Below are 24,923 nucleotides of genomic sequence, written 5' to 3'. Positions count from 1 at the left end.
AACTATGACTGGGTTTCACGCAGACGCTGTGCTGCCTGAACCATATTCGCCAAAGCCTGACGCGTTTCCGGCCAGCCACGGGTTTTCAGACCGCAGTCCGGATTCACCCACAGGCGTTCAGCGGGGATACGCTGCGCCGCTTTCTTCAACAGGGCTTCCATCCATTCCACGCTTGGGACGTTCGGGGAGTGGATATCATAAACGCCCGGGCCGATTTCATTCGGGTACTCGAACTCTTCAAACGACTCCAGCAGTTCCATATCGGAACGCGAGGTTTCAATCGTAATCACGTCGGCATCCAGCGCGGCGATAGAATCCATGATGTCGTTGAACTCGCAATAACACATGTGGGTATGGATTTGCGTATCATCTTTCGCCACCGCGGCGTTCAGACGGAAAGCATCCACTGCCCAGGCTAGATAAGCATCCCAGTCAGAGCGGTGCAGCGGCAGACCTTCACGCAGCGCCGGTTCGTCAATCTGGATGATACCAATGCCTGCAGCTTCCAAATCGGCCACTTCATCACGCAGCGCCAGTGCAATCTGCTTAGCAATGGTTTCACGCGTGACGTCTTCACGTGGGAAAGACCAGCACAGGATCGTCACCGGCCCCGTCAGCATGCCTTTCATCGGCTTGTCGGTCAGAGACTGTGCGTATTTCGCCCACTCGACGGTAATCGCTTCTGGGCGACTCACATCACCAATAATGACTGGCGGTTTCACACAGCGAGAACCATAGCTCTGCACCCAGCCGTTCTGGGTAAAGACAAACCCATCCAGATGCTCGCCGAAGTACTCCACCATGTCGTTACGCTCGGCTTCACCGTGCACCAGTACGTCCAGCCCCAGACGCTCTTGCTCAGCCACAGCCTGCTTGATGTGCTCGGAAATGCTGGTGCGGTAGTGATTACCATCCAGACGACCCTGTTTGAAATCCAAACGCAGGCCGCGAATTTCGGTGGTTTGCGGGAAAGAACCAATCGTCGTCGTCGGCCATGCTGGCAGATTAAAGCGCTCACGCTGGGCATCCGCACGAACCGAATACACGTTCTGACGCTGGCTGTCCTGCGCAGTAATCGCCGCCAGACGCTGGGCAACGGCCGCGTTATTCACACGCGTCGAGGTACGGCGAGCACGAATCGGCGCGCTGTAGGCGTCCAGTGCCTGCCCGTTGCCACTGTTCAGTGCCTGAGACAGCAGTGACAGCTCCGCACATTTCTGGATGGCAAAGGCAAACCAGCTCTTCACTTCATCATCCAGACGCACTTCCACACTCAGATCGATAGGGCTATGCAGCAGTGAACATGAACTGCCCAGCCATAGATCACGCGTCCCCACCAGCGGTTGCAGACGCTCGAACCAGTTACTCAGGTCAGCACGCCATACGTTACGGCCGTTAATCACCCCCAGAGACAGGACCCAGTTAGCAGGCAGTTGGGCGCTCAGCGTAGCGGCATCATCCTTACCGTGAACCAGATCGACATGCAGCCCCTGAACCGGCAGCGTTTTGATCGTTTCCAGATTCTGGCTAACGCTATCGAAATAGGTCGTCAGCAGCAATTTCACCTGACCCTGCAATGCATCGTAAGCCGGTTTAAATGCGGCCAGCCACGCTTGCGGCAGTTCCAGCACCAGTGCAGGCTCATCGATCTGCACCCACTCAATGCCGCGCTTCGCCAGCTCAGCCAGCACCTGCTGGTAAACGGGCAGAATGTCCTTCAGCAGCGACAGACGATCAAACTGCTCGCCTTTCACTTTACCCAGCCATAGGTAGGTCACCGGGCCTAGCAGAACAGGCTTCACGTTATGGCCCAGCGCCAGTGCTTCATCAACTTCATCCAGCAGCTGTGTCCAGGCCAGCTTGAACTGCTGCCCTTTGGTGAATTCCGGCACCATGTAGTGATAGTTCGTATTAAACCACTTGGTCATTTCTGCCGCAGCAGCAGGTTGACCGGTTGGCGCACGTCCGCGGCCAATACGGAACAGCGTATCCAGATCGACCGAACCGTCTTTATTCTGATGGCGTGCAGGTACGTTACCCAGCAGCAGACTCGTGGTCAGCACATGGTCGTACCAAGCGAAATCACCCACTGGCAGCAGATCAACGCCAGCATCCTTCTGTTGTTGCCAATGGCGCGCACGTAGCTCGCGGCCAACGGTCAGCAACTCCTCCTGTGTTGCGTTACCTGCCCAGTAGCTTTCCTGCGCTTTTTTCAGTTCACGGCGTAATCCAACGCGCGGAAAACCCAGTGTGTGATTCACAATCGCCATCGTTAATTCCTCATTTAGCCGTCCAGATGTTTACACATCCATAATCCGCAGGTAGTGTAGTAAGCACAAGCGCAATTTATTCACTGTCACTGTGAAGGACTCTCATGATCGAATTCAAACACCTGCGAACGCTGCAAGCACTGCGCAATACCGGATCGTTAGCCGCCGCTGCCTCTGCACTTCACCAAACTCAATCGGCGTTATCCCACCAGTTCAGCGATCTGGAGCAGCGCCTTGGGTTCAGGCTATTCGTGCGTAAAAGCCAGCCGCTGCGCTTTACGCCTCAGGGAGAAATTCTGTTGCAGCTCGCAGAGCAGGTGTTGCCGCAAATCCAGCAGGCGTTGCAGTCATGCCATGAGCCACACCAAACCACGCTACGTCTGGCCATTGAGTGCCATAGCTGTATTCAGTGGCTGACGCCTGCGCTAGACGAGTTCCATCAGCACTGGCCGCAGGTGGCGATGGACTTTAAATCAGGCGTGACGTTCGATCCTCAGCCAGCACTTCAACAAGGCGAGCTAGATCTGGTTATGACCTCCGACATCATGCCGCGCAGTGGCCTGCACTATTCACCTCTGTTTGATTTTGAAGTCAGGTTGGTGCTGGCTCCCGACCATCCGCTGGCAGGAAAAGAGAAAATTGAACCGGAGGATTTCACCGCCGAGACTCTGATGATTTATCCGGTACAGCGACAACGACTGGACGTCTGGCGTCACTTTTTGCAACCAGCAGGCATCAGTCCGACGCTGAAAAGCGTGGATAATACGCTGCTGCTGATTCAGATGGTCGCCGCCCGCATGGGCATCGCTGCGCTACCGCACTGGGTGGTGGAAAGCTTCGAGCGTCAGGGACTGATTGTGACTAAATCGCTGGGGGACGGGCTGTGGAGCCGGTTGTACGCCGCCGTCCGTGACGGAGAGCAGCGCCAACCGGTGATTGATGCGTTTATTCGTTCGGCGCGCCAGCACGCTTGTGAGCACTTACCATTTGTGAAGGACGCTTCACGACCCAACGCTGGTGTACCCACAGTGAGGACGTAATAATTATCGTCCCCACGATAAAGCTCAGCCAGTCTGGCGTTTTATGCCAGATAGCGAAGTTGACCAAGAGCCCAGCCGGCACGTGAAAGTTGTTCATTATGCTAAGCGTTCCGGCATCGACCTGAGTTGCGCCGTAGTTCCACATAAAATACCCCAGGCCAGAAGCGCCAATCCCCAACCAGACCAACACGCCCCACTGCAAGGTTGTAGTGGGTAATTTATCCAGATTGCCGAAAAGCAGCCATGCAGCTATCGTCACAATCGCCGCCCCCAGATAAAACCAGGAAAACGCGCAGTGCTGCGGCACCGGATAGAGCTCCATCAAACGCTTATAACCCACCTGACCGGCGGCAAAACACACGTTAGCTGCCTGCACCAGCAGGAATCCCCACCAGAAATGTGCACTCACGCCGTGATAGTGGATCACCGCCGCCCCGAATACCGCCAGCAGAGCGCTCATCACGTAGCCCCAGCGCAGGCGCTGTCGGGCAAGCAGGTCGTAAATCAGCGTCACGTACAGCGGCGTCATCACCGTAAAGAGTAAAAACTCAGGTACGGTCAGGTACAGGTAAGCCTGGAATACGAACAGGTACATGATACCCAGTTGGCAAGCACCCACTAACAGATACAAGAAAATGACGCGTGGCTTGTAACCCCGCAGGCGTAGGAACGGCAAAAACACCACTGCCGCCGCCGTCAGGCGGAACATCGCAGAAAACCAGCTATCAACCTGACCCGCCAGATATTCGCCAATCAGGCTGAATGAAAATGCCCACAAGATAGTGGTGATAGTAAGTAATGGCACAACAACATCCGCTTAGGAAAAAGTATCACCATTGTAACGGAGATGGCTGAATGAATTTCAGTCAATGTGGTTTACATTAGATTAAATAGCAAACAAACAAAAAAATACGCTTAACAACGGAGAAAGGCGGCGTTAAATAATCTTTATCAGGTAGCATCCACGTCATTAAATATATTCTGTCAGTGCTGCTCTTTTAGCAAAAAATAGGGCCTCTTTTTATCAAATAAAGAGACCCTGTGACCGTGGAATTAAATCTGCCATCTGAACCAAGCAAAGAAAACATTACCGTTATTGTATGTTCCGGGAATGTAAGTCGCCTGGAAAGAGAGCCTGCTGTAGCTTATTGATGCCAAAGGTAATAAGACGGGAATTGGAATATAGTTCCAGTTATCACGCATAGTGAAACCCGCCGTAAAACCCAGCCCCAGTTGAAAATCCTGATCGCTGGTTGGCCGCCAGCGCTTTTCATAGCCATAGCCACCGATAGGCTCCCATTTGTTGTAGGAGTCTTTGAATGCCATGAGATAAAGCCCGTGCCAGTCCCCATCCTTATCCAAGCGGGAAACACCATAGCCCGCGCCCCACGGCCTTTCATTATATTTATCGGTCTTTTCTTTATCGTACGTCCAGCGGTTATGCCAGGTGATCGTCGGGATATAAATATCGTGGCTCTGCGGCGAATTCCAGGTCGTAGACAGATTATTTTTACTTCTCTGCCACCAACTTTCATCCTGCTTATCCGACGCCGACTCATTGGAATCAACCGCGACAGGTGCGAGATTTGCCGTGCTACTCGTATTATTTATCCCTACATTATTTATGCTTTCTGCTGCGTAACTCAAAAAAGGGACAACGGGTAGTGTAATCAAACTCAACGTGATTAAAATTCGCTTCAAATACATATAAGGTTCTCTGTAACAGCGTCACGATTCCATTCAAACAAAGGTGATCCAAACAAAACTATTTTTGGTTCTTACCAGAATATATAGTTCAGTTTACGTCATCTGCCTATATAGGCGGGAAACCAAAACAGCCTATTATGAAGAGATAAACAGCAACTTTGCTTAAATAGATAGTGAATTCCGTTCCGCTTTCAGACGTTTCCTAGCTGAAATAACAAAAAACCACCTTATTTATCGGCGGTTTATATTCTGGTTGGAACCCGTATCAGAGAGATAGCAAGAACGATGAATCGCCTATGCCGTGGGATTAGATACCATCACCATATTCGAAACCGCGATTGATCCCGTTGAAATACTGATCCATGTCCATAGCGGGTTTATCGCTTTCCGGACGACCGACGATACGAGCCGGAACCCCTGCCGCCGTCGTATGTGGAGGAACCGATTGCAGCACAACAGAACCCGCGCCAATTTTCGCGCCACAACCCACCTCAATATTCCCCAGAATTTTCGCGCCCGCGCCAATCATCACGCCTTCGCGAATTTTAGGGTGACGATCGCCACTCGTTTTACCCGTACCGCCCAGCGTCACGGATTGCAGAATGGAAACATCGTTTTCAACGACAGCCGTTTCGCCGATCACAATGCCCGTTGCGTGATCGAGCATGATCCCGCAGCCGATTCTCGCCGCTGGGTGAATATCGACACCGAAAGAAACCGAGATCTGATTCTGGAAATAGACCGCCAGCGCTTTACGATCCTGCGACCAAAGCCAGTGACCAATGCGGTAAGCTTGTAATGCATGAAATCCTTTCAGGTAGAGCAGCGGCGTCGAATATTTATCCACCGCTGGGTCCCGCAGGCAAACGGCCTGAATGTCACGCGCGGCAGAAACGATCATCTGTGGATCGGCGCGGTAGGCTTCTTCCACGACTTCACGAATAGCAATTGCAGGCATGATCGCATTTGCCAGTTTGTTCGCCAGCATGTAGCTCAATGCGCTACCCAGATTTTCGTGCTTCAGCAATGTGGCATGAAAAAAGCTGGCCAGCATCGGTTCACAGTCCGCGAGACTGCGCGCTTCTGCCTTGATATTGATCCAGACCAGTTCCAGTTCTTCTGTCGACATTACCTTACTCTCCGAGATACCACACACCACAACGTATATCTGTTCTCAAACAGCGGGCTGATTAGCACCACTGCTCGTATACAAGAAAACGAAGATACTATGAGCCTCCCAGATTAGGAAGCCCAGCATGGAACGACGTGTTTTATAACCTGGCGGTTTCGTCTTTACGCGTGCGCCCCAATAGGCTCAGCGCTGCCTCTCGGGCGTCTTTCCCACAATACAGCACCTGCCAGAGTTGCTCAGTAATCGGCATCTCAACGCCGTAGCGCTGTGCTAATGCCAGCACCTCTTTCGTATTGCGATACCCTTCAACCACCTGACCAATGCTATCCTGCGCGCTCTGTACATCCATTCCCTGCCCCAGCATCATACCGAAGCGCCGGTTACGGGACTGATTATCAGTACAGGTCAACACCAGATCGCCAAGCCCCGCCATCCCCATGAAGGTGGTAGGATCCGCACCCAGCGCTGCGCCAAGTCGAGTCATTTCTGCCAGCCCGCGGGTGATCAACGCGGTACGCGCATTCGCGCCAAATCCAATGCCGTCAGACATCCCAGCACCGATCGCAATGACGTTTTTCACCGCTCCACCCAACTGCACGCCGATAAAATCGGGGTTGCTGTAAACACGGAAGCTCTTCCCACAATGCAGCAACCGCTGCAGGTCGTCAGCAAATTCGCGGTCCGTTGATGCAAGCGCAATCGCCGTCGGCATACCCGCCGCTAATTCTTTGGCGAATGTCGGGCCGGATACCACCGCAAGTGGGATGGTTTCGCCCAACGCTTCGCGTGCGACATCTTGCAACAAGCGCCCTGTTTCCGCTTCCAGCCCTTTGGTCGCCCACACGATACGCGCATCGGCACGCAAGTGAGGTTTCAATTGACGCAAGACATCACCAAACACATGGCTCGGCACAACGACCAGCACGTTTCTACTGGCAGCAAGCGCCTGCGCGAGGTCGGTTTCCGGCTGTAGCGAATCGGGGAAAGGCACATCCGGCAGGAATGTCTGATTACAGCGAGCGGCCTGTAACGCCTGAATGTGCGCAGGGTTGTGACCCCACAGCACGACTCGATGGCCATTACGCGCCAGCGTAATGGCCAAGGCGGTGCCGTACGAGCCGGCACCGATGACGGTCATTGAAGCGTCAGACGCGTTCATCAGGCATCCTGATGCTGCGCAGCGCCTTCACCTTCGGTCTGCTGCTGCAGGTAATTCATGAACAGCGCATCAAAGTTAACGGGTGCCAGGTTCAGTTGCGGGAAGGTACCGCGAGAAACCAGGCTGGTAATGCACTCACGCGCGTAAGGGAACAGAATGTTCGGGCAGTATGCACCCAGGCAGTGCGCCAGTTGAGTTCCTTCGATACCGCCAACGGTAAAGATACCACCTTGCTGAACTTCACACAGAAACGCAGTTTCTTCACCCAGAGAAGCCGTTACGGTCACGCGCAGTACGACTTCATAGATATCATCAGCCAACTGGCTAGAGGCCGTATCCAGATCCAGTTTTACTTCTGGCTGCCATTCCTGCTGGAACACCTGAGGCGCATTCGGCGCTTCAAAAGAGATATCTTTGGTGTAGATACGCTGGATTTGGAAAGCCATTTCTGTGTTGTTTTGTTCAGACATGTTAAGTAATACCCTTTTGTTAGATTATCTTGACGTCTTCCGTCGTCATAAGTGGGCGGACGTCAGCACATTTTTGTCATTGTCGTACTGCAATCAGCCTGTCGGTTATCCTGCAAAATCGCCGCCATTTTCACGGTGTATAATTGATACACTTGGCACGATGCGGATAGTTTTACCACAAACCGTTTTATTTGCCGCGAACTAAAGGCAGATTCTCACCGCTCCAGCCAGCCAGGCCGTCTTTCAGTACCTGCACACGCTCAAAACCGGCTTTATACAAATTCTCGGCCGCTTCGCGCGAAGAGAGGCCGTTGGCGCACACCACGATAATCGGCTGCGACTTATGTTTTTCAAGCTCACCTACGCTGCCGTTTTTAATGTCGTTCGGCAACAAGTTAAATGCGCTGGCAATATGGCCACGGCGATAGTCGTCACGGTTACGGATATCAACGACGACAGCCTCTTCTTTATTAATCAGTCGGATCGCTTCACCGCGAACCACTTCTTTCACGTTCGACAGTTTACTCTTCACAGTAAGTACAATGACCGCAACCAACAGCGCAACCCAGGCGATGCTCAAAATAGGGTGCTTGCTAACGAATGGCATAATCTCTTGCATGGGGTGTAACGGCTCCCGGATCAGTTAAGCAACAAAAATATAAGGTTCCTGAGTATACCTGCGCGATACGGCAATTACAGCTAGTAAGCCAATATAGCGTATCTAATCTGCGGCGCGCTTTCCATTTATCTATCATTGATACGCATAGACATGCGCCTTTGTGCCATGCTTGTCACGTCTGGAAATAGAAATCAGACAAGAGACAACTGGTAAGCCGCTGTTCATCGTGGAATAATTTATCGATATGAGTAAAAACGCGTTATTTGTCCAGAGTCGAGTAGCATGTAGCGCCGATCGCCAGTTATCCGCATTACACAGGCTACTCACCCGCTGCGTCAGCGCGCTCTGCGTTGGCGTTTTGTTGTTGCCCGCGCTCGGCCAGGCTGAAGATAATCAAGCACAGCTTAAGACCCTGCAACACGATATCGCCGCGAAAGAAAAAAGCGTTCAAGAACAACAAAAGCAACGCAGTGCCTTAGTCCAGCAGTTGAAAAAGCAGGAGCAGTCCATCTCTCAGGCCAGTCGTCAACTGCATGAAACGCGCAATACGCTGTCCACGCTCAATAAAGAATTAACCAGCCTCAGCGCCTCTATCGCCAAACTGCAATCTCAGCAGGATAAGCAACAAACGCTACTTTCCCGTCAGCTTGACGCCGCCTTCCGGCAAGGCCAGCACAGCGCACTGCAATTAATGCTGAGCGGAGAAGAGAGCCAGCGCAACGAGCGCATCCTCGCCTACTTCGGCTACCTGAATGAAGCACGGCAGAAATCTATCCACGCATTGCAGCAAACGCGCGTAGAGCTGGCTGACCAAAAGCGTCAGTTGGAACAAAAACAGGCACAGCAAAAAACGCTGCTGGGCGACCAACAGCAACAGCAACAGACGCTGGAGCAGGCACAGTCCGATCGGAAGAAAACGCTGTCGACGCTCGAAAGCTCGCTGGAAAAAGATCAGCAGCAGTTGACGGAACTGCGCCAGAATGAAACGCGGTTGCGCGATCAGATCGCCCGCGCTGAGCGAGAAGCGAAAGCCCGTGCCGAACGGGAAGCGCGCGAGGCCGCCAAAGTTCGCGCTAAAGAAGAGCAAGCCAAACGCAGCGGCAGCAGTTACAAACCGACTGAAGGTGAACGCTCACTCATGGCCCGAACCGGCGGTTTAGGGCGACCTTTAGGTCAAGCCATCTGGCCAGTTAATGGACGTATTGAACATCGTTTCGGTGAACCGTTGCAGGGCGAGCTGCGCTGGAAGGGTATGGTGATTACCGCACCGGAAGGAACGGAAGTGAAAGCGATCGCCGACGGAACCGTACTGATGGCCGACTGGCTACAGGGCTACGGGCTGGTCGTTGTTGTGCAGCATGGTAAAGGCGATATGAGCCTGTACGGTTATAACCAGAGCGCATTGGTTTCCGTTGGCGCTCAGGTTAAGGCAGGCCAGCCCATTGCGCTGGTCGGCACCAGCGGCGGCCAGAGCCAGCCTGGACTGTATTTTGAAATCCGTCGCCAGGGTCAGGCGGTCAATCCACAACCTTGGCTGGGAAGATAGTCTTGTCTTATTTAACCAAAACACCACTATTGGCGTTGAGCCTGCTCGCCCTGTCTCCTTTGGCACTGGCCGGAAAACTTTCCATCGTTATCGATGATTTCGGCTATCGCCCGCATAATGAGAACCAGATTCTGGCAATGCCGACAGCGATTTCCATCGCGGTCTTACCCAATGCGCCGTACGCCCGCGAAATGGCGACCAAAGCTCACCAGCAAGGGCGAGAAGTGCTGATCCATCTGCCGATGGCACCGATGAGCAAGCAGCCGCTGGAGCGCGATACGTTACGCCCGGACATGAGCAGCGAAGAAATTCAGCGCATTATCCGCCAATCGGTTAATAACGTGCCTTACGCTGTGGGGTTGAATAACCATATGGGCAGCGCGATGACCGCCAGCTTGCCGGGTATGCAAAAAGTCATGCAGGCGCTGAGCGCCTACCCGCTCTATTTCCTCGATAGCATGACCATTGGCAGCAGCCAATCAAGCCAGGCCGCGGCAGGAACGAACGTTAAGGTCATCAAACGCAAAGTCTTTTTGGATGACTCGCAAAACGAAGCCGAGATTCGCAAACAGTTTACCCGTGCGGTGCAAATCGCCCGCCACAGCGGTTCCGCCATCGCTATCGGGCATCCCCATCCTGCAACCATCCGCGTCTTGCAGCAGATGTTGCCTACACTGGATACCGATATTGTCTTAGTCCGCCCCAGCCAGTTGCTGAATGAACCGGCGCGGCAGTATGAGCCCCAGCCGCAGCAGCCAGTCAAACCACGTAATCCGTTCCGCGGTATACCGCAGTGCCACGTCAAACAGCCGCCGGAACCGGTGAAGAACGATGTGTTCTTCAAGCTGGTGAGTAGCAGCATTCGGGAAAGCGCCCCCGTGCTATTTATCAAGCACCGCTGGCAGACCTGGATTGCGCCAGCCGCGACCGAAGCATCCAAACAACCGTAATGTCAGGCGCGCGTTTCTCTTTTGCCATCGCACGGGTTCGCTTCGGCAGGGTCATGTCTCATCCCAATTGAGAATCACCTTGCCCGACTGACCCGAGCGCATGGCATCGAACCCTTTCTGAAATTCATCAATGTGAAAGCGGTGGGTGATAATCGGTGACAAATCCAGTCCAGACTGAATCAGCGCCGACATCTTGTACCAGGTTTCGAACATTTCCCGTCCGTAGATACCTTTGATAAATAGCCCTTTAAAAATCACCTCTCCCCAGTCAATCGACATCGGTTCGTGCGGAATACCCAGCATAGCGATGCGCCCACCGTGATTCATCGCTTTCAGCATGGCACGAAAGGCCGATGGCGCACCCGACATCTCCAGACCGATATCAAACCCCTCGGTCATACCTAGTTCCATCATCACGTCCGCCAGCTTTTCTTCTGCCACATTGACGGCGCGTGTGGCCCCCATTTTACTGGCAAGATCCAGACGGTACGCATTCACATCGGTAATCACGACATTCCTTGCGCCAACGTGACGGCACACCGCCGCAGCCATCATGCCTATCGGCCCTGCGCCGGCAATCAAGACATCTTCCCCCACTAAATCAAAGGAAAGCGCGGTATGCACCGCGTTGCCGAAAGGATCGAAAATGGCGGCCAGCTCATCAGAAATATTGTCGGGAATGCGAAACGCGTTGTAGGCAGGAATCACCAGATACTCCGCGAATGAACCGGGACGGTTTACACCGACACCGATAGCATTGCGGCATAAATGACGCCGTCCGGCACGACAGTTGCGACAGTAGCCGCAGGTAATGTGCCCTTCGCCAGAGACCCGATCGCCAATATGAAAACCGTTAACTTCCTGACCGATAGCGACAATTTCGCCAACGTACTCATGCCCGACGACCATCGGAACGGGAAGCGTCTTCTGCGACCATTCGTCCCAGTTATAGATATGCACATCCGTTCCACAGATCGCGCTTTTACGGATTTTAATCATGATGTCGTTATGTCCGAGCTCCGGCGTGGGCGAGTCCACCATCCAGATGCCTTCTTCCGACCGCAGTTTTGCCAATGCTTTCATGATGGTTTCCTCAGATGATCACACCCAGACGTTTGCCCACGCGGATAAAAGCCTCGACGGCGAATTCAATTTGCTGCGGCGTATGGGCGGCCGACATTTGGGTGCGAATACGCGCCTGACCGAGGGGGACTACGGGATAGAAAAAGCCGGTGACATAAACACCTTCCCGCTGTAGCGCCTGCGCAAAATCCTGTGCCAGCTGCGCCTCACCTAACATGACGGGAATAATGGCGTGATCGGCTCCCGCTAGCGTGAACCCTGCGGCCGTCATCTTTTCACGGAACAGGCGGGCATTTGTCCACAGACGCTCACGCCGTTCGCCACTCTGTTCCAGCAAATCCAATACCCTGAGCGACGCGGTGACAATGGCAGGGGCGAGCGAGTTGGAAAAAAGATAGGGTCGAGAACGCTGGCGCAGCCAGTCGATCACCTCATGCTTGCCCGCCGTATAACCGCCCGATGCGCCACCCAGCGCTTTGCCTAACGTCCCGGTGATGATGTCAACGCGCTCCATCACGCCACAGCGTTCATGCGTTCCGCGCCCTTGTTCGCCCACAAATCCCACCGCATGCGAATCATCCACCATCACCAGCGCGTCATAACGATCCGCCAGATCGCAAATCCCCTGCAAATCGGCAATGACGCCATCCATCGAGAAAACGCCGTCGGTGGCGATCATGACGTGTCTTGCCCCTTCCGCTATGGCCAGTTGCAGTTGTGCTTCCAACTGGCTCATATCGTTATTGGCATAGCGGTAGCGCCGCGCCTTCGATAGCCGAATACCGTCGATGATTGAGGCATGATTAAGCGCATCGGAAATAATCGCATCCTCCGGCCCCATCAGCGTTTCAAACAGCCCACCGTTAGCATCAAAACAGGAGGAATAGAGAATCGCATCGTCCATTCCCAGAAACTCCGCCAGCTTACGCTCCAGCGCTTTATGGATATCCTGCGTTCCACAGATGAACCGCACCGAAGCCATACCAAAACCGTGGCTGTCCAATCCGGCTTTTGCTGCGGCAATCAGCTCAGGGCTGTCCGCCAGACCAAGATAATTATTGGCACAGAAATTGAGCAGGCGGTTGCTGTCCATTACCTCGATTTCAGCCTGCTGCGCAGAGGTAATGATGCGCTCCTCCTTGAACACGCCTTCGGTGCGTGCAGCCATAATTTGTGCAGTAAGTTGTTGATAAAACGCGGCAGGCATAGCGTCACTCTCCCATAAAAAGATTGCGTTATGGTTTTTAAGCTAGCGGATGTGGGCAGAAATGCGGGGTAAACAGTCTGAAAATGCTGGCTTCGTCACGGCCTGAATCATCTTAAAAACGTGGGAGCAACACGGGATAAATTAAGCTCTGGCTGCTTGCGGTAAAATGAAATGCTATTATAGCGGTCATAAACAGTGTGGGGCGCGGTGCCTCACCGGCAAGATTAATAAAGGTCGCGCCCATGATTATCGTTACTGGCGGTGCCGGTTTTATCGGCAGCAATATCGTAAAATCTCTGAATGACATCGGCTATCGGGACATTCTGGTTGTCGATAACCTGAAAGACGGCACCAAATTCGCCAATCTGGTCGATCTGGACATCGCAGATTACGTGGATAAAGAAGATTTCATCGCCAGCATCGTTGCAGGTGACGATCTGGGCGATATCGATGCCATATTCCATGAAGGCGCGTGCTCTTCCACCACCGAGTGGGATGGCAAATACATGATGGATAACAACTATCAGTATTCTAAAGACGTGCTGCACTACTGCCTCGATCGCAACATTCCGTTCCTGTATGCCTCTTCTGCCGCAACCTACGGCGGCCGCAACGATAACTTTATCGAAGCGCGTCAATACGAGCAGCCGCTGAACGTCTACGGCTACTCCAAATTCCTGTTCGACCAGTACGTGCGTGAAATTCTGCCAGAAGCTGAATCGCAGATCTGCGGTTTCCGCTATTTCAACGTCTACGGACCGCGCGAAGGCCATAAAGGCAGCATGGCGAGCGTCGCATTCCACCTGAATAACCAGATTAATCAGGGTGAAAATCCGAAGCTGTTCTCCGGTAGCGAGAACTTCCAACGTGACTTCATCTACGTCGGTGATGTCGCGGCCGTCAACCTGTGGTTCTGGCAAAACGGTGTTTCCGGCATCTTCAACTGCGGTACGGGTCGCGCCGAATCCTTCCAGGCTGTCGCGGACGCCACCCTCGCCTTCCATAAAAAAGGCAGCGTGGAATACATCGCGTTCCCTGAAAAGCTGAAAGGCCGCTATCAGGCTTATACACAAGCCGACCTCACCAATTTGCGTGCTGCTGGCTATGACAAGCCGTTCAAAACCGTCGCCGAAGGCGTGGCGGAATATATGGCCTGGCTGAACCGTACCGTTTAATCGGATAAGGATTCATAAGCGGTATGAAAATTTTGGTCATCGGCCCTTCCTGGGTCGGCGATATGATGATGTCGCACAGCCTTTATCGCACGTTGAAGGCTGAACACCCGGAAGCGGTCATTGACGTGATGGCACCGGCCTGGTGCCGTCCGCTGCTGGCACGGATGCCGGAAGTCAATCAGGCGTTAGCCATGCCGCTAGGTCACGGCGCACTGGAGCTGGGCGAACGTCGCCGTCTTGGCGTATCGCTGCGCGATGCGGGCTATGACCGCGCTTACGTACTGCCTAACTCCTTTAAATCCGCACTGGTCCCCTTCTTTGCCAAGATTCCGCAGCGTACAGGCTGGCGTGGCGAAATGCGTTACGGGCTGCTGAACGACGCACGCGTGCTGGATAAAGCCGCATTTCCGCTGATGGTTCAGCGCTATACCGCGTTAGCCTACGATCGTAGCCGTATTCGTCGGGCCGAAGACTTACCGCAGCCGCTACTGTGGCCGCAGTTGCAGGTCAATCAGGCCGAAATTGTGGACATGATGCAGGCCTTCGATCTCAGCGATGCGCGCCCTATCATCGGCTTTTGCCCCGGTGCCGAGTTCGGCCCCGCCAAACGCTGGCCGCATTATCACTATGCGGCGTTGGCACAATCACTGATCGAGCGCGGCTACCAGATAGCGCTGTTCGGTTCGGCCAATGACCGTTCGGCCTGTGATGATATCCTTCAAGGATTGACGGAAGATGCACGACAGCATTGCAGCAATCTGGCGGGGAAAACTTCGCTGGAACAGGCGGTTGTACTCATTGCCGCCTGCCACGCTGTCGTCAGCAACGATTCTGGGCTCATGCACGTTGCGGCGGCACTTCATCGTCCGCTTGTCGCGCTTTATGGCCCAAGCAGCCCCGATTTTACCCCGCCGCTGTCCCATCAGGCCGAGGTGATTCGCCTGATTACCGGCTATCACCGGGTGCGCAAAGGCGATGCCGAACAGGGTTACCACCAGAGTTTGATCGACATTCAGCCCGAACGCGTACTCAGCGCACTGGATAAGTATATCGTTCCAAGAGAAAGTCTCATTCTGGGAGCGGACGCATGAGAGTGCTGATCGTAAAAACATCGTCGATGGGCGATGTGCTGCATACGCTGCCCGCCTTAACCGATGCAATGCAGGCTATTCCCGGTATCCAGTTCGACTGGGTAGTTGAAGAAGGTTTCGCGCAAGTTCCCAGTTGGCACCCGGCGGTTTCTCGCGTAATCCCTGTCGCAATACGCCGCTGGCGCAAAAGCTGGTTCAGCGCCCCGATACGTCAGGAGCGTGCAGAGTTCACACACCAGCTACGCCAGTATCGCTACGATGCGATTATTGATGCGCAAGGGCTGATTAAAAGCGCGCTGCTGGTTACGCGACTCGCCAACGGAAAGAAGCACGGATTGGATTGCAAAAGTGCGCGTGAACCACTGGCAAGCTGGTTTTATAACTACCGCCACCCAATAAGCCGTCGGCAGCATGCCGTCGAGCGCGTGCGGGAGCTGTTTGCCGCCAGCCTGAACTATCGGAAACCCACCGAACGCGGCGACTATGCGATTGCCTCGCGTTTTCTCTCCCAATCGCCCGCAGACGCTAATCGCTATCTGGTGTTTCTCCACGCCACGACGCGTGATGAAAAACACTGGCCGGAAGCGCACTGGCGTGAACTGATTGCGCTATTAGCACCGAGTGGATTACGCATCAAACTCCCCTGGGGAGCGGAGCATGAGCACCAGCGCGCCTTACGACTGGCGGAAGGCTTTCCACATGTCGAAGTCTTACCACGCCTCACGCTGCAACAGGTCGCCGAGGTATTAGCTGGCGCCAAAGTCGTCGTTTCCGTCGATACCGGGCTTAGCCACCTGACGGCAGCGCTGGATCGCCCAAATATCACCTTATATGGGCCAACCGACCCGGGGCTGATTGGCGGCTACGGGATGAATCAGGTGGTGGAAATGTCTGAAAGCCAGAAAATGGAGACTATTCCCGCTAGCCTCGTCCATCAGAAATTAGAGAAGCTGATAGAATTACCAGCATCAGGCGAGTGATATCGCTCCCGACTGTGAACAAATACATGCTCAATGAATTAAGGTACGAACTGGGAAAAACGCCCAGCATAAGTTCGGCTGTCGCGCTTAAAGCGGTTTTCCCCGGCTGTTTACTCACATTAGCCGTGATGCCATTTAGTAGCATTATTGCCGGGTGGCTTTTTTATCTCACGGGCTCGCTATCTGTTTTTTATGTGGCGACACACTTAAGAACAGTAATAGCGGCTAAGCGGCTGTTACTGATTCCACTTTGCCTACTGGCTATCGGCTTAACCAATCTCATTTGGTATCACCACTATTATCAACCCGATAGCCTTTTACCTTATGTGTATAACGCCTACAGGACATCTGCCCATGCTGGTATTCTGGGTGCCTTTACCCTGCTAACGGTCTTGCATCTTTCACAAAGGAGTCAGCTACAACGGTTACATGCCTATATGCTCGTCATTTGTGTGCTAGCGTTAGGCTATGCATTTTATCAGGCATGGTTCAGTGGAATGCATCGCATTGGGCTGGTATTTGGCACGGCCACTAGCGCAGCCTATTTTCTGACGTTCATTGGCGCCTTAAGCGCACAGGCACTGCTTAAACTCGATTCACCGCATAAATATTACCTTTATCTGGGGCATTTTCTGTTAGTGATGGTGGCTATTTTGCTAACAGAGACGCGGGCAGCGATATTCGTCTACCCGATTGTCGGCGCGACCATTTTATTGTCAGAAGTCAGGCATAATAAACGCCTGCTTATTAAAGCATTCGTCGGCTCAGCCGCCACGCTTCTCCTGTGTTTATTCCTCTTCCAGAATACGCTTTATCAACGTGTCAACGACCTGATCAACGATATACACAGCTATAGTATGGACAACAGCATGACCTCGGTGGGTGCGCGTATTGCGATGTACCAATCCGGTATCGAGGCAGGAGAAGAAGCCCTGTTCGGACAATCCGCCGAACAGCGTGCAGAACGAATCGTTGCACAAGCAAAGCAAGAGTCTGAATTATCAGGCGCGTTGGGATATTTGAATGTCCATCTGCATAACGACGTGATTGATGCCTTCTCCCTCAAGGGATTACCAGGAGCAATATTGCTTGTGTTGCTCTATGCCTCTTTATTTTATTTTTCGTGTTTTGTTCTACGCAGCCACCTCTCTGCTGCGCTGCTTTTTGCCTTACTGATGTATGGACTTAGCGATGTCATTCTCTATTCACGAGACATGCTGATTGCGTGGCTGATGGCGTTTTGTCTTGGCACAACGCTGACTGGAAAATGGTTAAAGCAGAAATGATCCTAATCGGCGAGTTTTTTCAATGCTTCCGCTACGGTATGCACGTCGTAACCCCCTTGTGCAGCCATTACCACGAAATCAGCAAAGTTTTCTGACGGAGTCATTGACGCGCCATTCATATCAAGAAACACCATAGCCGCGGCTGCCGAAGTCCTTTTATTCGCATCATTAAAGCCATGCCCGCGCGCTATAGAAAGCAACAGTGACGCGGCAATCACGTGTAGGTCATTCTCACCTTGGTATGAGTGAAGATTCTCAACACGGGCAACCATACCTTCCACCAAACCAATATCCCTAAACCCTGCCAAACCGCCATAGGTTTCTAACTGGCTGTCGTGAATAGCGATGACCTGTTCAACGGTTAAGAAGAAGATCATTTATCAGCGAGTTCCTTAAACAGCGCCTGATTCTTTGGCTTACTCATTACCTTGGTAAGGGAAGCCTCAAATTTAGCCTGCTGCAACTCTGCAAACTGTGCCGCCGTGATGACCACCATATCTGGCGCTGAACGACGGGTAATCGTCACTGGCTGCGTGATAGCCGTATCCAGAACTTTGGCAAATTTCTGACGAACATCAGAGAAAGTCATGGTCAACATAGCATGTTCCTTTAAATTGCTTCGGGTTAATCTCAATTAAGTTGTACAATTAAGTCGGTATAATTGTCAATTCAATGCGCTCAACATCTTTTCGACAAACGAGAGAGGGCATGACAACAAAAAACCAGCGGTGGTCGGAAATCTGTGGATAAAGGTAACCTCTGCGCAGCTTTCAAGATGACGGATATAATAGTAATTACTACTGTGAGAGGGGGGTGGGTTTTAGTACCATAGCGGAAAAATTAGCTATCCATGCTGTCACACCACATGGATAGGATCAGCCTTTTGGTCGCTGTTAAGCCAAGGCGGTAGCGTGCCTGTAAAAATTAACCTTTTGATGACATGAAGGAAAACGAGTGAGTCAACGCATCATCCCTTATCACCGGATTCTCGTGGTAAAGCTCAGATATCATGGCGATATGCTGCTGACCACTCCGCTCATCAGCACGCTGAAAGCCAATTACCCTGACGCCAAAATCGATGTATTGCTGTATCAGGATACGATGCCAATTCTCTCCGCCAATCCAGAGATACATCAGCTTTATGGCCTCAAAAGAAAGACTGGCACGCTTTTGGAAAAGATCCGCAATTTCCAGGGAATCAGGCTCGAACTTAAGCAAAACAATTACGATCTGATCGTCAATTTAGCTGACCAGTGGCCAATTGCCCTATTGGTGAAATCATTGGGATGTCACAGTATTGCTCTCGATCGGGGCAATAATCTGAAGGGAAAGATGTGGCGTTCTTTTTTCAGCACCTGCGTTCCGCCAATGGGGGCGCATATTGTTGAGCAAAACCGCTCCGTGCTTTCTTCTCTCGACTTACAGCCGACCACGCAAAAAGATCGAATGTCGCTGTATTACAGAGAGGAAGATGCCGATCGTATGTTCAGCCTCTCTCCACAGCTACGTGAACAAGCTTATATTGTCATCCAGCCTACGGCGAGACAGTCTTTTAAATGCTGGGACAATGATAAATTTGCGACTGTCATCGACGACCTGAAAGTAAGAGGCATCGAAGTGGTACTGACCTGCGGCCCGTCTCAGGACGATCTTCATGTTGTTCAAGATATCTATGCTCTATGCAAGCACAAACCGAATATAACCTTTGCAGGTAAAACCAGTTTTCTGGAACTCGCCGCATTAATCGATAGAGCCAAACTTTATCTCGGTGTCGACTCTGCTCCCATGCACATGGCAGCTGCGCTCGATACCCCAGTAGTTTGTCTATTTGGGCCAACGGATCACAAGAAATGGCGACCCTGGTCTGACAATAGTATCGTTATTTGGGCTGGGGACTATCACCCGATGCCGGAAAGAAAAAATCTCGATAGGAACCAAAAATACCTTTCCTGCATCCCTGCACAAGAGGTTATTCAAGCGGTAAATAGTCTATTAGCAGATCGTTCGACAAACGAGGAAGTGCAATGAATATTGCCATCTGCCTGTATAAATATTTCCCTTTCGGCGGACTGCAACGTGATTTTTATAGTATTGCTCAAGCTTGCGTAAAGCTGGGACATCAGGTCCGCGTCTATGTTTTATCATGGCAAGGTGAGCAGCCAGATAACCTTGAGATTATTGTCGTTCCCGTATCGGGTATGAGCAATAACCGACGAAATCAGCGTTATAGTGAATGGGTTCAACGCCATCTCCAACACTATCCTGTCGATCGGATTGTTGGTTTTAATAAAATGCCAGGGCTGGATTTCTACTATGCTGCCGATGTTTGTTATGCCGAGAAAGTCGAGCAAGAGAAAGGGGCAATCTACCGCTTAATGCCACGCTACAGGCATTATGCCGCCTTTGAAAAGGCAGTCTTTAAACGCGATAGCCACACAAAAATGCTGATGTTAACGCAGCGACAAATCGCAGATTTCAAGAAGCACTACAACACACAAGATGAACGCTTTTTTATTTTGCCACCAGGCATCGCTCTCGACAGAAAATACGACCGTCAAGCACCTGACATTCGACAAACCTTTCGCCGCGCACAAGGCATCGACGACAACGCTATCTTCCTACTTCAGGTAGGATCTGATTTTAAACGTAAAGGTGTGGAACGCAGTATTCAGGCTATCGCGAGTCTACCTGACGGATTACGCCAGAAAGTCATTTTTTTCGTTGTCGGGCAAGATAAGCCGGAGCGCTATCTGTCATTGGCCAAGCAGTGTGGCATTGAAAATAACGTACGCTTCTTTTCAGGACGTGATGACATCCCTGATTTCATGGCCGCAGCAGACCTGTTGATGCATCCAGCTTATCAGGAAGCTGCGGGAATTGTACTACTTGAAGCGATAGCCGCTGGACTACCGGTGATGGTGACTGACGTGTGTGGCTACGCGCCCTATATAGACAAGGCGCGGGCAGGGGCTGTTATCCCTTCACCTTATGCACAAACATCGTTGAATATGGCCCTACATGATGCTCTGAATCAGCCGGAAACATTACTGAACTGGGCTAACAACGCCCGCCATTTCGCCGATAGCGAAGATTTATACAGCCTGCCTGAAAAAGCAGCGATGCTGATTTCAGGCAGTGATGAGTGAATAAACAGCATGATTGAACTAAAAGAGCCGTTTGCATCGGAATGGAAAGATCGCGATCCCTTCGAAGAAGTTGAAAAATTGGATGGCGACGTTTTTCGCGCATTGGAAAGTCGCCGGACGCTACGTTTTGTACTAAAAGAAAAATCCTACTTCATCAAAATACATCGTGGCACCGCGCTCAAAGAAGCGTTAAAGAATTTGCTATCACTCAGACTGCCTGTACTCGGTGCCGATCGTGAATGGCAAGCCATCCATCGTCTGGCAGATCTGGGTGTAGATACCATGAAGGGTATTGGATTCGGCCAACGTGGGTTAAACCCACTACGACGTCATTCTTTCATAATTACCGAAGATCTTAACCCTTCGATGAGTCTGGAAGACTATTGTGCAAACTGGCTGGCTAATCCGCCCTCTGTGAAAGAAAAACGTCGGCTTATCCGTCGCGTTGCAGAAATGGTACGCGACATGCACGCTGCGGGGATTAATCACCGCGATTGTTATATCTGCCATTTTTTACTGCATCTGCCTTATCAACCCACAGACACGCAATTTAAAATTTCAGTTATTGATTTACATCGAGCACAACTTCGCGATCGTGTTCCTCTGCGCTGGCGGAATAAAGATCTTATTGGCCTCTATTTTTCATCGACCGACATTGGTTTAACCAAAAACGATTTACTGTGGTTTTTAACGATCTATTTTGATCGGCAAACGTTGCGTACAACATTGCAACACGAACAGCCTCTATTTCAACAAGCACGTGTAAAGGCAGAAAAGATTCGCGTGCGAACGGAGCGCAAGGCTTTGTAAGGCCTTAGCCTGATAACACTTATGAACATACTCTTTGTTGGTGAAGCCACTTCTGGGTTCGGCGGTATAGAAACCGTGCTGAAAAAAGTAACGGGTTTTCTTGAAAATGACGTCGAGACAAAAAACGACTACACCCTATATTTTTTATGTCGCGATGACCGCATGGATAAAGCATGGCTCGAAGGGAAAAAATTCGTTTGCCACCGTTCAAACATCAAGATTTCATTTCTACGTCGACTGAGTCATGCCAGTGCGTTGGCACATCATATTAAACAGAGCCAACCGGATGTCGTTATTGCCTTTGATTCACCTTCATGCCGTGTAGCGGCACAAGCCATTCGCGCAAGCAAGAAAACATTGCCGCTGGTCTCTTGGATACACTATTCACTTGACCATAAAAAGCATTCAGAGCACGTGTTGGCTGCCAATTACCACTTGGCGATCAGTTCCGGCATCAAACAACAGTTGGTCGATCGCGGCGTTCCTGCCGATCGTGTTGCGGTCATTTTCAATCCAGTAACACCACAAACCACGGTGATCCCCCCTCCCTCCGAGGCGGAAAAAGCCATATTTATCTACGTCGGACGGCTTAAGTTTGAAGGGCAAAAACGCCTCAAAGATATGTTGGTCGCTTTTTCTGGGCTGACAGGTGATTGGGAATGCCATTTTATTGGTGATGGCTCTGATGCTCAGACGTGTCAGGAGTATGCTAAAAAATTGGGCATTGCCGCACACATCCACTGGCACGGTTGGCATGCAGCGCCATGGGAATATGTACAAAATAATATTAAAAATGTTTCCGCGTTCGTCATGAGCTCTGCCTTTGAGGGGCTACCCATGACGTTACTTGAAGCCATGTCTTATGGTATCTATTGTGTTAGCAGTGATTGCCCTTCTGGGCCGGAAGATATCATCAGGAATGGTATCAATGGGCAGCTTTATCCTGTGAGGGATCTGAACGCTTTGCAAGCGATTCTCTCTTCAATTATTGTGAGTAGGGAGACACCTGATGTACAAATAATAAAAATCTCTATTCATGATTTTTATGATGATAACTATTATCGTACCTTTAAAAGTGTCATAAACACAGCATCACAAAAATAATTAATTGCACAACGTATAATGGTGAAAGCATGTATTTTACCCCTCAAACAGTTATTATCAATAAGTTTATTTTAAACGAAAATATATCTTTAGACGCGTCGAAAAAAACGCTAGACATCGCCTATGGAATTGACAAAAACTTCATTTTTGGTTGCGGGATATCTATAGCATCCATTTTACTGAACAATAAGCAAACAAATTTCACATTTCATGTTTTCACTGATTTTTTTGATAAAAAAAATAGAGATGAATTCACTAAACTAAGTCATCAATACAATACTCAAATCATAATTTATATTGTGAATTGTGACGAACTAAAGTCACTTCCCAGCACAAAGAACTGGTCTTACGCTACATACTTCAGATTTATCATTGCCGACTACTTTTACGAATTAAAAGATAAAATTCTTTACCTCGATGCAGATATAATCTGTAACGGAAACGTAGATGAATTAGTTGAACTGAAACTGGAGAATCATCTTGCCGCAGTAGTAACTGAAGGCGAGAACCCGTGGTGGACCAAACGTGCACAGGCGCTGGGAGATGAGCGGATCAGTGCTGGTTATTTTAATGCAGGTTTTCTATTGATAAATATTTCTCAATGGGGAAAAGAAGATATTAGTCGTCAAGCCATGGTTCTGCTTGACAGTGATGAAGTTAAAAACAAAATTTCATTTTTAGATCAAGATATTTTAAACATATTGTTTGTTGATAAAATTTTGTTCCTTACAAAAAAATATAATAATCAATATAGTATTAACTACGAACTAAATAAAGATACGACGCATTTTATTGCAGATAACGTCATTTTTATTCATTATATCGGGCCCACAAAACCTTGGCACGAATGGGCTAATTATCCTAACAGCCACTATTTTCAAATTGCAAAATCACATTCTCCTTGGGAAAACTCACCGTTGGAAAAGGCAAAATCGTCAACCCAACTGAGATACTGTGCCAAGCACATGCGTCACCAAGGCAAGATATTGAATTATATTCGTTTTTTTATATTATACTTTATAAAAAAAATTAAATTTTAATCTGGTTTATTGGATATAAATTAATCATCATGAATATAACGACTATCGTAATACTTTATAATTCAAGAATTATAGAATCTGAAACATTGCAGAGTATCACTGACTGTAGTCTGGACAATATTAGTCTAACTATTAATATATGGAATAATGGCCCAATTCTATTAGAAGAAAATGATATACAAAATTTTTTTTCCACTTGTGCCTCTAAAAATATCAATGTAAGAATTTATCAAGACACAAGGAATCTCGCGCTATCCAAGGTTTATAACTTTATATCTAAAGAAAGAAATTACAATTTTATATCTATTTTAGATCAAGATACTTCCTTACCAACGAGATTTTTCCAGAATATACATCTACATCGCGATCGAGATATAATCGTTCCAATAATCATTGCGGAGAAAGATGGCATACTCGTCCAGAACTATCCACACGTCTATGGTGATGACGAAACGCTGATTAACGAGGGAAAAGTTAAAGTCCGTATAAACTCTGTTATGTCAGGTATTACGCTATCAGCTAGAATGATTAGAAAAATTGTCAATTTTCGTAAGTATGCGTTTGAAGAGAGATTGGCATTTTATGGCATCGATAGCGATCTCTTTCGCACAATAAATTTGATGCTCGATAGCGGGATACCAATTGAAATTTATTGCATTAATAATGTACACCATTCATTTGCTATTTTTAATCCAGAGGAAGCAACAAGTAGTTTCAGGAACATGGAAATATTCTATTTTAAATTTTTCATCCGCCAGGCTTACTCCAAAAAATCAACGCTAAGTACATTATGGGTATGTATAAGAGATTTTTTGAGATTAAAAAATAATTTGGAAAAAACTAAAAACTTAATCAAATTTACACTAAATGGCGCACACCCACGCTCAAAATTTGAAATCGTGCCTGATACGCGCCCCACTCATGAGTCGTAACAATATTAAATGACTTTTAAATATTATTAAGACCATACCCCAATAGACGTTTTTTGACACTAATCAATGTGGAATCAGACAGCTCGGAGAAACCAGAGCGTACATATAGTACGTGAGAATTTCGAGCTCCGCCCAAGTTCAAATAGGCTGTTTCCCGTAACTATTTTTTGTACAAT

The 24,923-nt window shown here is 50.1% G+C and carries 24 protein-coding genes; 13 read left to right on the top strand and 11 right to left on the bottom strand.

What is annotated here, in order from left to right:
- Window positions 1-2: 2 nt before the first annotated feature.
- Complete coding sequence (gene metE / locus H0248_RS16790) at window positions 3-2,270, bottom strand: 5-methyltetrahydropteroyltriglutamate--homocysteine S-methyltransferase (protein WP_180786778.1); 2,268 nt, start codon at window positions 2,268-2,270, stop codon at window positions 3-5.
- A 104-nt stretch (window positions 2,271-2,374) separates the two neighbouring features.
- On the opposite strand from metE, the gene metR reads away from it, so the two are divergent.
- Window positions 2,375-3,310, top strand: coding sequence for an HTH-type transcriptional regulator MetR (metR, locus tag H0248_RS16785; RefSeq protein ID WP_014913764.1), 936 nt, complete (start codon window positions 2,375-2,377; stop codon window positions 3,308-3,310).
- On the opposite strand, the gene H0248_RS16780 is transcribed toward metR, so the two are convergent.
- The 6 genes from H0248_RS16780 to H0248_RS16755 all read right to left on the bottom strand — a co-directional run bounded on the left by H0248_RS16780 (window position 3,216) and on the right by H0248_RS16755 (window position 8,397).
- Window positions 3,216-4,115 carry a carboxylate/amino acid/amine transporter gene (locus tag H0248_RS16780; protein WP_180786777.1) on the bottom strand — a complete coding sequence of 300 codons (900 nt, stop codon included), beginning with the start codon at window positions 4,113-4,115 and terminating at the stop codon, window positions 3,216-3,218. The two genes, metR and H0248_RS16780, sit on opposite strands and share 95 nt — an antisense overlap.
- A 248-nt stretch (window positions 4,116-4,363) precedes the next feature.
- Window positions 4,364-5,017, bottom strand: a complete 654-nt coding sequence (gene pagP / locus H0248_RS16775; protein ID WP_180786776.1) for a lipid IV(A) palmitoyltransferase PagP — start codon at window positions 5,015-5,017, stop codon at window positions 4,364-4,366.
- Between the two features lie 307 nt (window positions 5,018-5,324).
- Entirely contained in the window at window positions 5,325-6,146 is an 822-nt protein-coding gene (gene cysE / locus H0248_RS16770; protein WP_039278732.1) for a serine O-acetyltransferase, read from the bottom strand.
- A gap of 142 nt (window positions 6,147-6,288) precedes the next feature.
- Window positions 6,289-7,308 carry an NAD(P)H-dependent glycerol-3-phosphate dehydrogenase gene (gene gpsA / locus H0248_RS16765; RefSeq protein ID WP_180786775.1) on the bottom strand — a complete coding sequence of 340 codons (1,020 nt, stop codon included), beginning with the start codon at window positions 7,306-7,308 and terminating at the stop codon, window positions 6,289-6,291.
- Window positions 7,308-7,778, bottom strand: coding sequence for a protein-export chaperone SecB (gene secB, locus H0248_RS16760; RefSeq protein WP_014913761.1), 471 nt, complete (start codon window positions 7,776-7,778; stop codon window positions 7,308-7,310). Before secB ends, gpsA begins: the two co-directional genes overlap by 1 nt.
- 187 nt (window positions 7,779-7,965) lie before the next feature.
- Window positions 7,966-8,397 (bottom strand): rhodanese-like domain-containing protein, encoded by a 432-nt coding sequence (locus H0248_RS16755; protein WP_180786774.1) that lies wholly within the window; start codon window positions 8,395-8,397, stop codon window positions 7,966-7,968.
- A gap of 244 nt (window positions 8,398-8,641) precedes the next feature.
- Between H0248_RS16755 and envC the strand changes: the two genes are divergently transcribed.
- Both envC and H0248_RS16745 read left to right on the top strand, forming a co-directional pair.
- Entirely contained in the window at window positions 8,642-9,943 is a 1,302-nt protein-coding gene (gene envC / locus H0248_RS16750) for a murein hydrolase activator EnvC (RefSeq protein WP_180786773.1), read from the top strand.
- Between the two features lie 2 nt (window positions 9,944-9,945).
- Window positions 9,946-10,893: a divergent polysaccharide deacetylase family protein gene (locus tag H0248_RS16745; RefSeq protein WP_180786772.1), complete on the top strand. Its 948-nt coding sequence runs from the start codon at window positions 9,946-9,948 to the stop codon at window positions 10,891-10,893.
- Between the two features lie 51 nt (window positions 10,894-10,944).
- Here the strand turns inward: H0248_RS16745 and tdh are convergent, their stop codons facing one another.
- Together tdh and H0248_RS16735 are read right to left on the bottom strand one after the other, a co-directional pair.
- Window positions 10,945-11,976: an L-threonine 3-dehydrogenase gene (tdh, locus tag H0248_RS16740; protein ID WP_180786771.1), complete on the bottom strand. Its 1,032-nt coding sequence runs from the start codon at window positions 11,974-11,976 to the stop codon at window positions 10,945-10,947.
- Window positions 11,977-11,986: 10 nt separating this feature from the next.
- The gene (locus H0248_RS16735; protein WP_180786770.1) at window positions 11,987-13,183 is read right to left on the bottom strand and encodes a glycine C-acetyltransferase; all 1,197 of its coding nucleotides are present in this window, start codon (window positions 13,181-13,183) and stop codon (window positions 11,987-11,989) included.
- A gap of 242 nt (window positions 13,184-13,425) precedes the next feature.
- Here H0248_RS16735 and rfaD point away from each other — a divergent pair, with 242 nt between their 5' ends.
- The 4 genes from rfaD to H0248_RS16715 are packed head-to-tail and all read left to right on the top strand — an operon-like array spanning window position 13,426 to window position 17,715.
- Complete coding sequence (gene rfaD / locus H0248_RS16730) at window positions 13,426-14,358, top strand: ADP-glyceromanno-heptose 6-epimerase (RefSeq protein WP_180786769.1); 933 nt, start codon at window positions 13,426-13,428, stop codon at window positions 14,356-14,358.
- A gap of 23 nt (window positions 14,359-14,381) precedes the next feature.
- Window positions 14,382-15,449, top strand: a complete 1,068-nt coding sequence (rfaF, locus tag H0248_RS16725; protein ID WP_180786768.1) for an ADP-heptose--LPS heptosyltransferase RfaF — start codon at window positions 14,382-14,384, stop codon at window positions 15,447-15,449.
- Window positions 15,446-16,429, top strand: a complete 984-nt coding sequence (rfaC, locus tag H0248_RS16720; protein WP_180786767.1) for a lipopolysaccharide heptosyltransferase RfaC — start codon at window positions 15,446-15,448, stop codon at window positions 16,427-16,429. The genes rfaF and rfaC overlap by 4 nt, the downstream gene beginning before the upstream one ends.
- Before the next feature lie 26 nt (window positions 16,430-16,455).
- Window positions 16,456-17,715 (top strand): O-antigen ligase family protein, encoded by a 1,260-nt coding sequence (locus H0248_RS16715; protein WP_219609239.1) that lies wholly within the window; start codon window positions 16,456-16,458, stop codon window positions 17,713-17,715.
- Between the two features lie 2 nt (window positions 17,716-17,717).
- Here H0248_RS16715 and H0248_RS16710 read toward each other — a convergent pair whose 3' ends face one another.
- The gene (locus H0248_RS16710; protein ID WP_180786765.1) at window positions 17,718-18,092 is read right to left on the bottom strand and encodes a type II toxin-antitoxin system death-on-curing family toxin; all 375 of its coding nucleotides are present in this window, start codon (window positions 18,090-18,092) and stop codon (window positions 17,718-17,720) included.
- Window positions 18,089-18,313, bottom strand: coding sequence for a type II toxin-antitoxin system Phd/YefM family antitoxin (locus tag H0248_RS16705; RefSeq protein ID WP_180786764.1), 225 nt, complete (start codon window positions 18,311-18,313; stop codon window positions 18,089-18,091). The genes H0248_RS16710 and H0248_RS16705 overlap by 4 nt, the downstream gene beginning before the upstream one ends.
- Before the next feature lie 356 nt (window positions 18,314-18,669).
- Here H0248_RS16705 and rfaQ point away from each other — a divergent pair, with 356 nt between their 5' ends.
- From rfaQ to H0248_RS16675, 6 genes are read left to right on the top strand one after another with little or no spacing between them, the layout of a single operon-like run.
- A complete protein-coding gene (rfaQ, locus tag H0248_RS16700) occupies window positions 18,670-19,743 on the top strand; it encodes a lipopolysaccharide core heptosyltransferase RfaQ (protein WP_180786763.1) in 1,074 nt (357 codons plus the stop codon).
- Window positions 19,740-20,861, top strand: a complete 1,122-nt coding sequence (locus tag H0248_RS16695; protein WP_180786762.1) for a glycosyltransferase family 4 protein — start codon at window positions 19,740-19,742, stop codon at window positions 20,859-20,861. The genes rfaQ and H0248_RS16695 overlap by 4 nt, the downstream gene beginning before the upstream one ends.
- Window positions 20,862-20,870: 9 nt before the next feature.
- A complete protein-coding gene (rfaP, locus tag H0248_RS16690; protein ID WP_110163100.1) occupies window positions 20,871-21,671 on the top strand; it encodes a lipopolysaccharide core heptose(I) kinase RfaP in 801 nt (266 codons plus the stop codon).
- A gap of 21 nt (window positions 21,672-21,692) precedes the next feature.
- Window positions 21,693-22,775 (top strand): lipopolysaccharide 1,6-galactosyltransferase, encoded by a 1,083-nt coding sequence (gene waaB, locus H0248_RS16685; RefSeq protein WP_110163101.1) that lies wholly within the window; start codon window positions 21,693-21,695, stop codon window positions 22,773-22,775.
- 29 nt (window positions 22,776-22,804) lie between these two features.
- The gene (gene waaO, locus H0248_RS16680) at window positions 22,805-23,815 is read left to right on the top strand and encodes a lipopolysaccharide 3-alpha-galactosyltransferase (protein ID WP_180786761.1); all 1,011 of its coding nucleotides are present in this window, start codon (window positions 22,805-22,807) and stop codon (window positions 23,813-23,815) included.
- Between the two features lie 29 nt (window positions 23,816-23,844).
- Entirely contained in the window at window positions 23,845-24,747 is a 903-nt protein-coding gene (locus tag H0248_RS16675) for a hypothetical protein (RefSeq protein WP_110163103.1), read from the top strand.
- The last annotated feature ends 176 nt before the right edge of the window (window positions 24,748-24,923 follow it).

Source organism: Pectobacterium brasiliense, from assembly GCF_013449685.1.
GTDB classification, from domain to species: Bacteria; Pseudomonadota; Gammaproteobacteria; order Enterobacterales; family Enterobacteriaceae; genus Pectobacterium; species Pectobacterium brasiliense_A.
The sequence above is the reverse complement of the archived record's forward strand: the minus strand, read 5'-3'. Positions and strand labels throughout refer to the sequence as shown.

Coding starts and splice junctions, on each gene's coding strand:
- H0248_RS16755 (WP_180786774.1), bottom strand. CDS start 8,397: ATGCAAGAGATTATGCCATTCGTTAGCAAGCACCCTATTTTGAGCATC.
- gpsA (WP_180786775.1), bottom strand. CDS start 7,308: ATGAACGCGTCTGACGCTTCAATGACCGTCATCGGTGCCGGCTCGTAC.
- envC (WP_180786773.1), top strand. CDS start 8,642: ATGAGTAAAAACGCGTTATTTGTCCAGAGTCGAGTAGCATGTAGCGCC.
- metE (WP_180786778.1), bottom strand. CDS start 2,270: ATGGCGATTGTGAATCACACACTGGGTTTTCCGCGCGTTGGATTACGC.
- H0248_RS16735 (WP_180786770.1), bottom strand. CDS start 13,183: ATGCCTGCCGCGTTTTATCAACAACTTACTGCACAAATTATGGCTGCA.
- rfaC (WP_180786767.1), top strand. CDS start 15,446: ATGAGAGTGCTGATCGTAAAAACATCGTCGATGGGCGATGTGCTGCAT.
- tdh (WP_180786771.1), bottom strand. CDS start 11,976: ATGAAAGCATTGGCAAAACTGCGGTCGGAAGAAGGCATCTGGATGGTG.
- H0248_RS16710 (WP_180786765.1), bottom strand. CDS start 18,092: ATGATCTTCTTCTTAACCGTTGAACAGGTCATCGCTATTCACGACAGC.
- waaO (WP_180786761.1), top strand. CDS start 22,805: ATGTATTTTACCCCTCAAACAGTTATTATCAATAAGTTTATTTTAAAC.
- H0248_RS16675 (WP_110163103.1), top strand. CDS start 23,845: ATGAATATAACGACTATCGTAATACTTTATAATTCAAGAATTATAGAA.
- rfaF (WP_180786768.1), top strand. CDS start 14,382: ATGAAAATTTTGGTCATCGGCCCTTCCTGGGTCGGCGATATGATGATG.
- H0248_RS16705 (WP_180786764.1), bottom strand. CDS start 18,313: ATGTTGACCATGACTTTCTCTGATGTTCGTCAGAAATTTGCCAAAGTT.
- metR (WP_014913764.1), top strand. CDS start 2,375: ATGATCGAATTCAAACACCTGCGAACGCTGCAAGCACTGCGCAATACC.
- H0248_RS16695 (WP_180786762.1), top strand. CDS start 19,740: ATGAATATTGCCATCTGCCTGTATAAATATTTCCCTTTCGGCGGACTG.
- rfaD (WP_180786769.1), top strand. CDS start 13,426: ATGATTATCGTTACTGGCGGTGCCGGTTTTATCGGCAGCAATATCGTA.
- pagP (WP_180786776.1), bottom strand. CDS start 5,017: ATGTATTTGAAGCGAATTTTAATCACGTTGAGTTTGATTACACTACCC.
- H0248_RS16715 (WP_219609239.1), top strand. CDS start 16,456: ATGCTCAATGAATTAAGGTACGAACTGGGAAAAACGCCCAGCATAAGT.
- cysE (WP_039278732.1), bottom strand. CDS start 6,146: ATGTCGACAGAAGAACTGGAACTGGTCTGGATCAATATCAAGGCAGAA.
- rfaP (WP_110163100.1), top strand. CDS start 20,871: ATGATTGAACTAAAAGAGCCGTTTGCATCGGAATGGAAAGATCGCGAT.
- waaB (WP_110163101.1), top strand. CDS start 21,693: ATGAACATACTCTTTGTTGGTGAAGCCACTTCTGGGTTCGGCGGTATA.
- secB (WP_014913761.1), bottom strand. CDS start 7,778: ATGTCTGAACAAAACAACACAGAAATGGCTTTCCAAATCCAGCGTATC.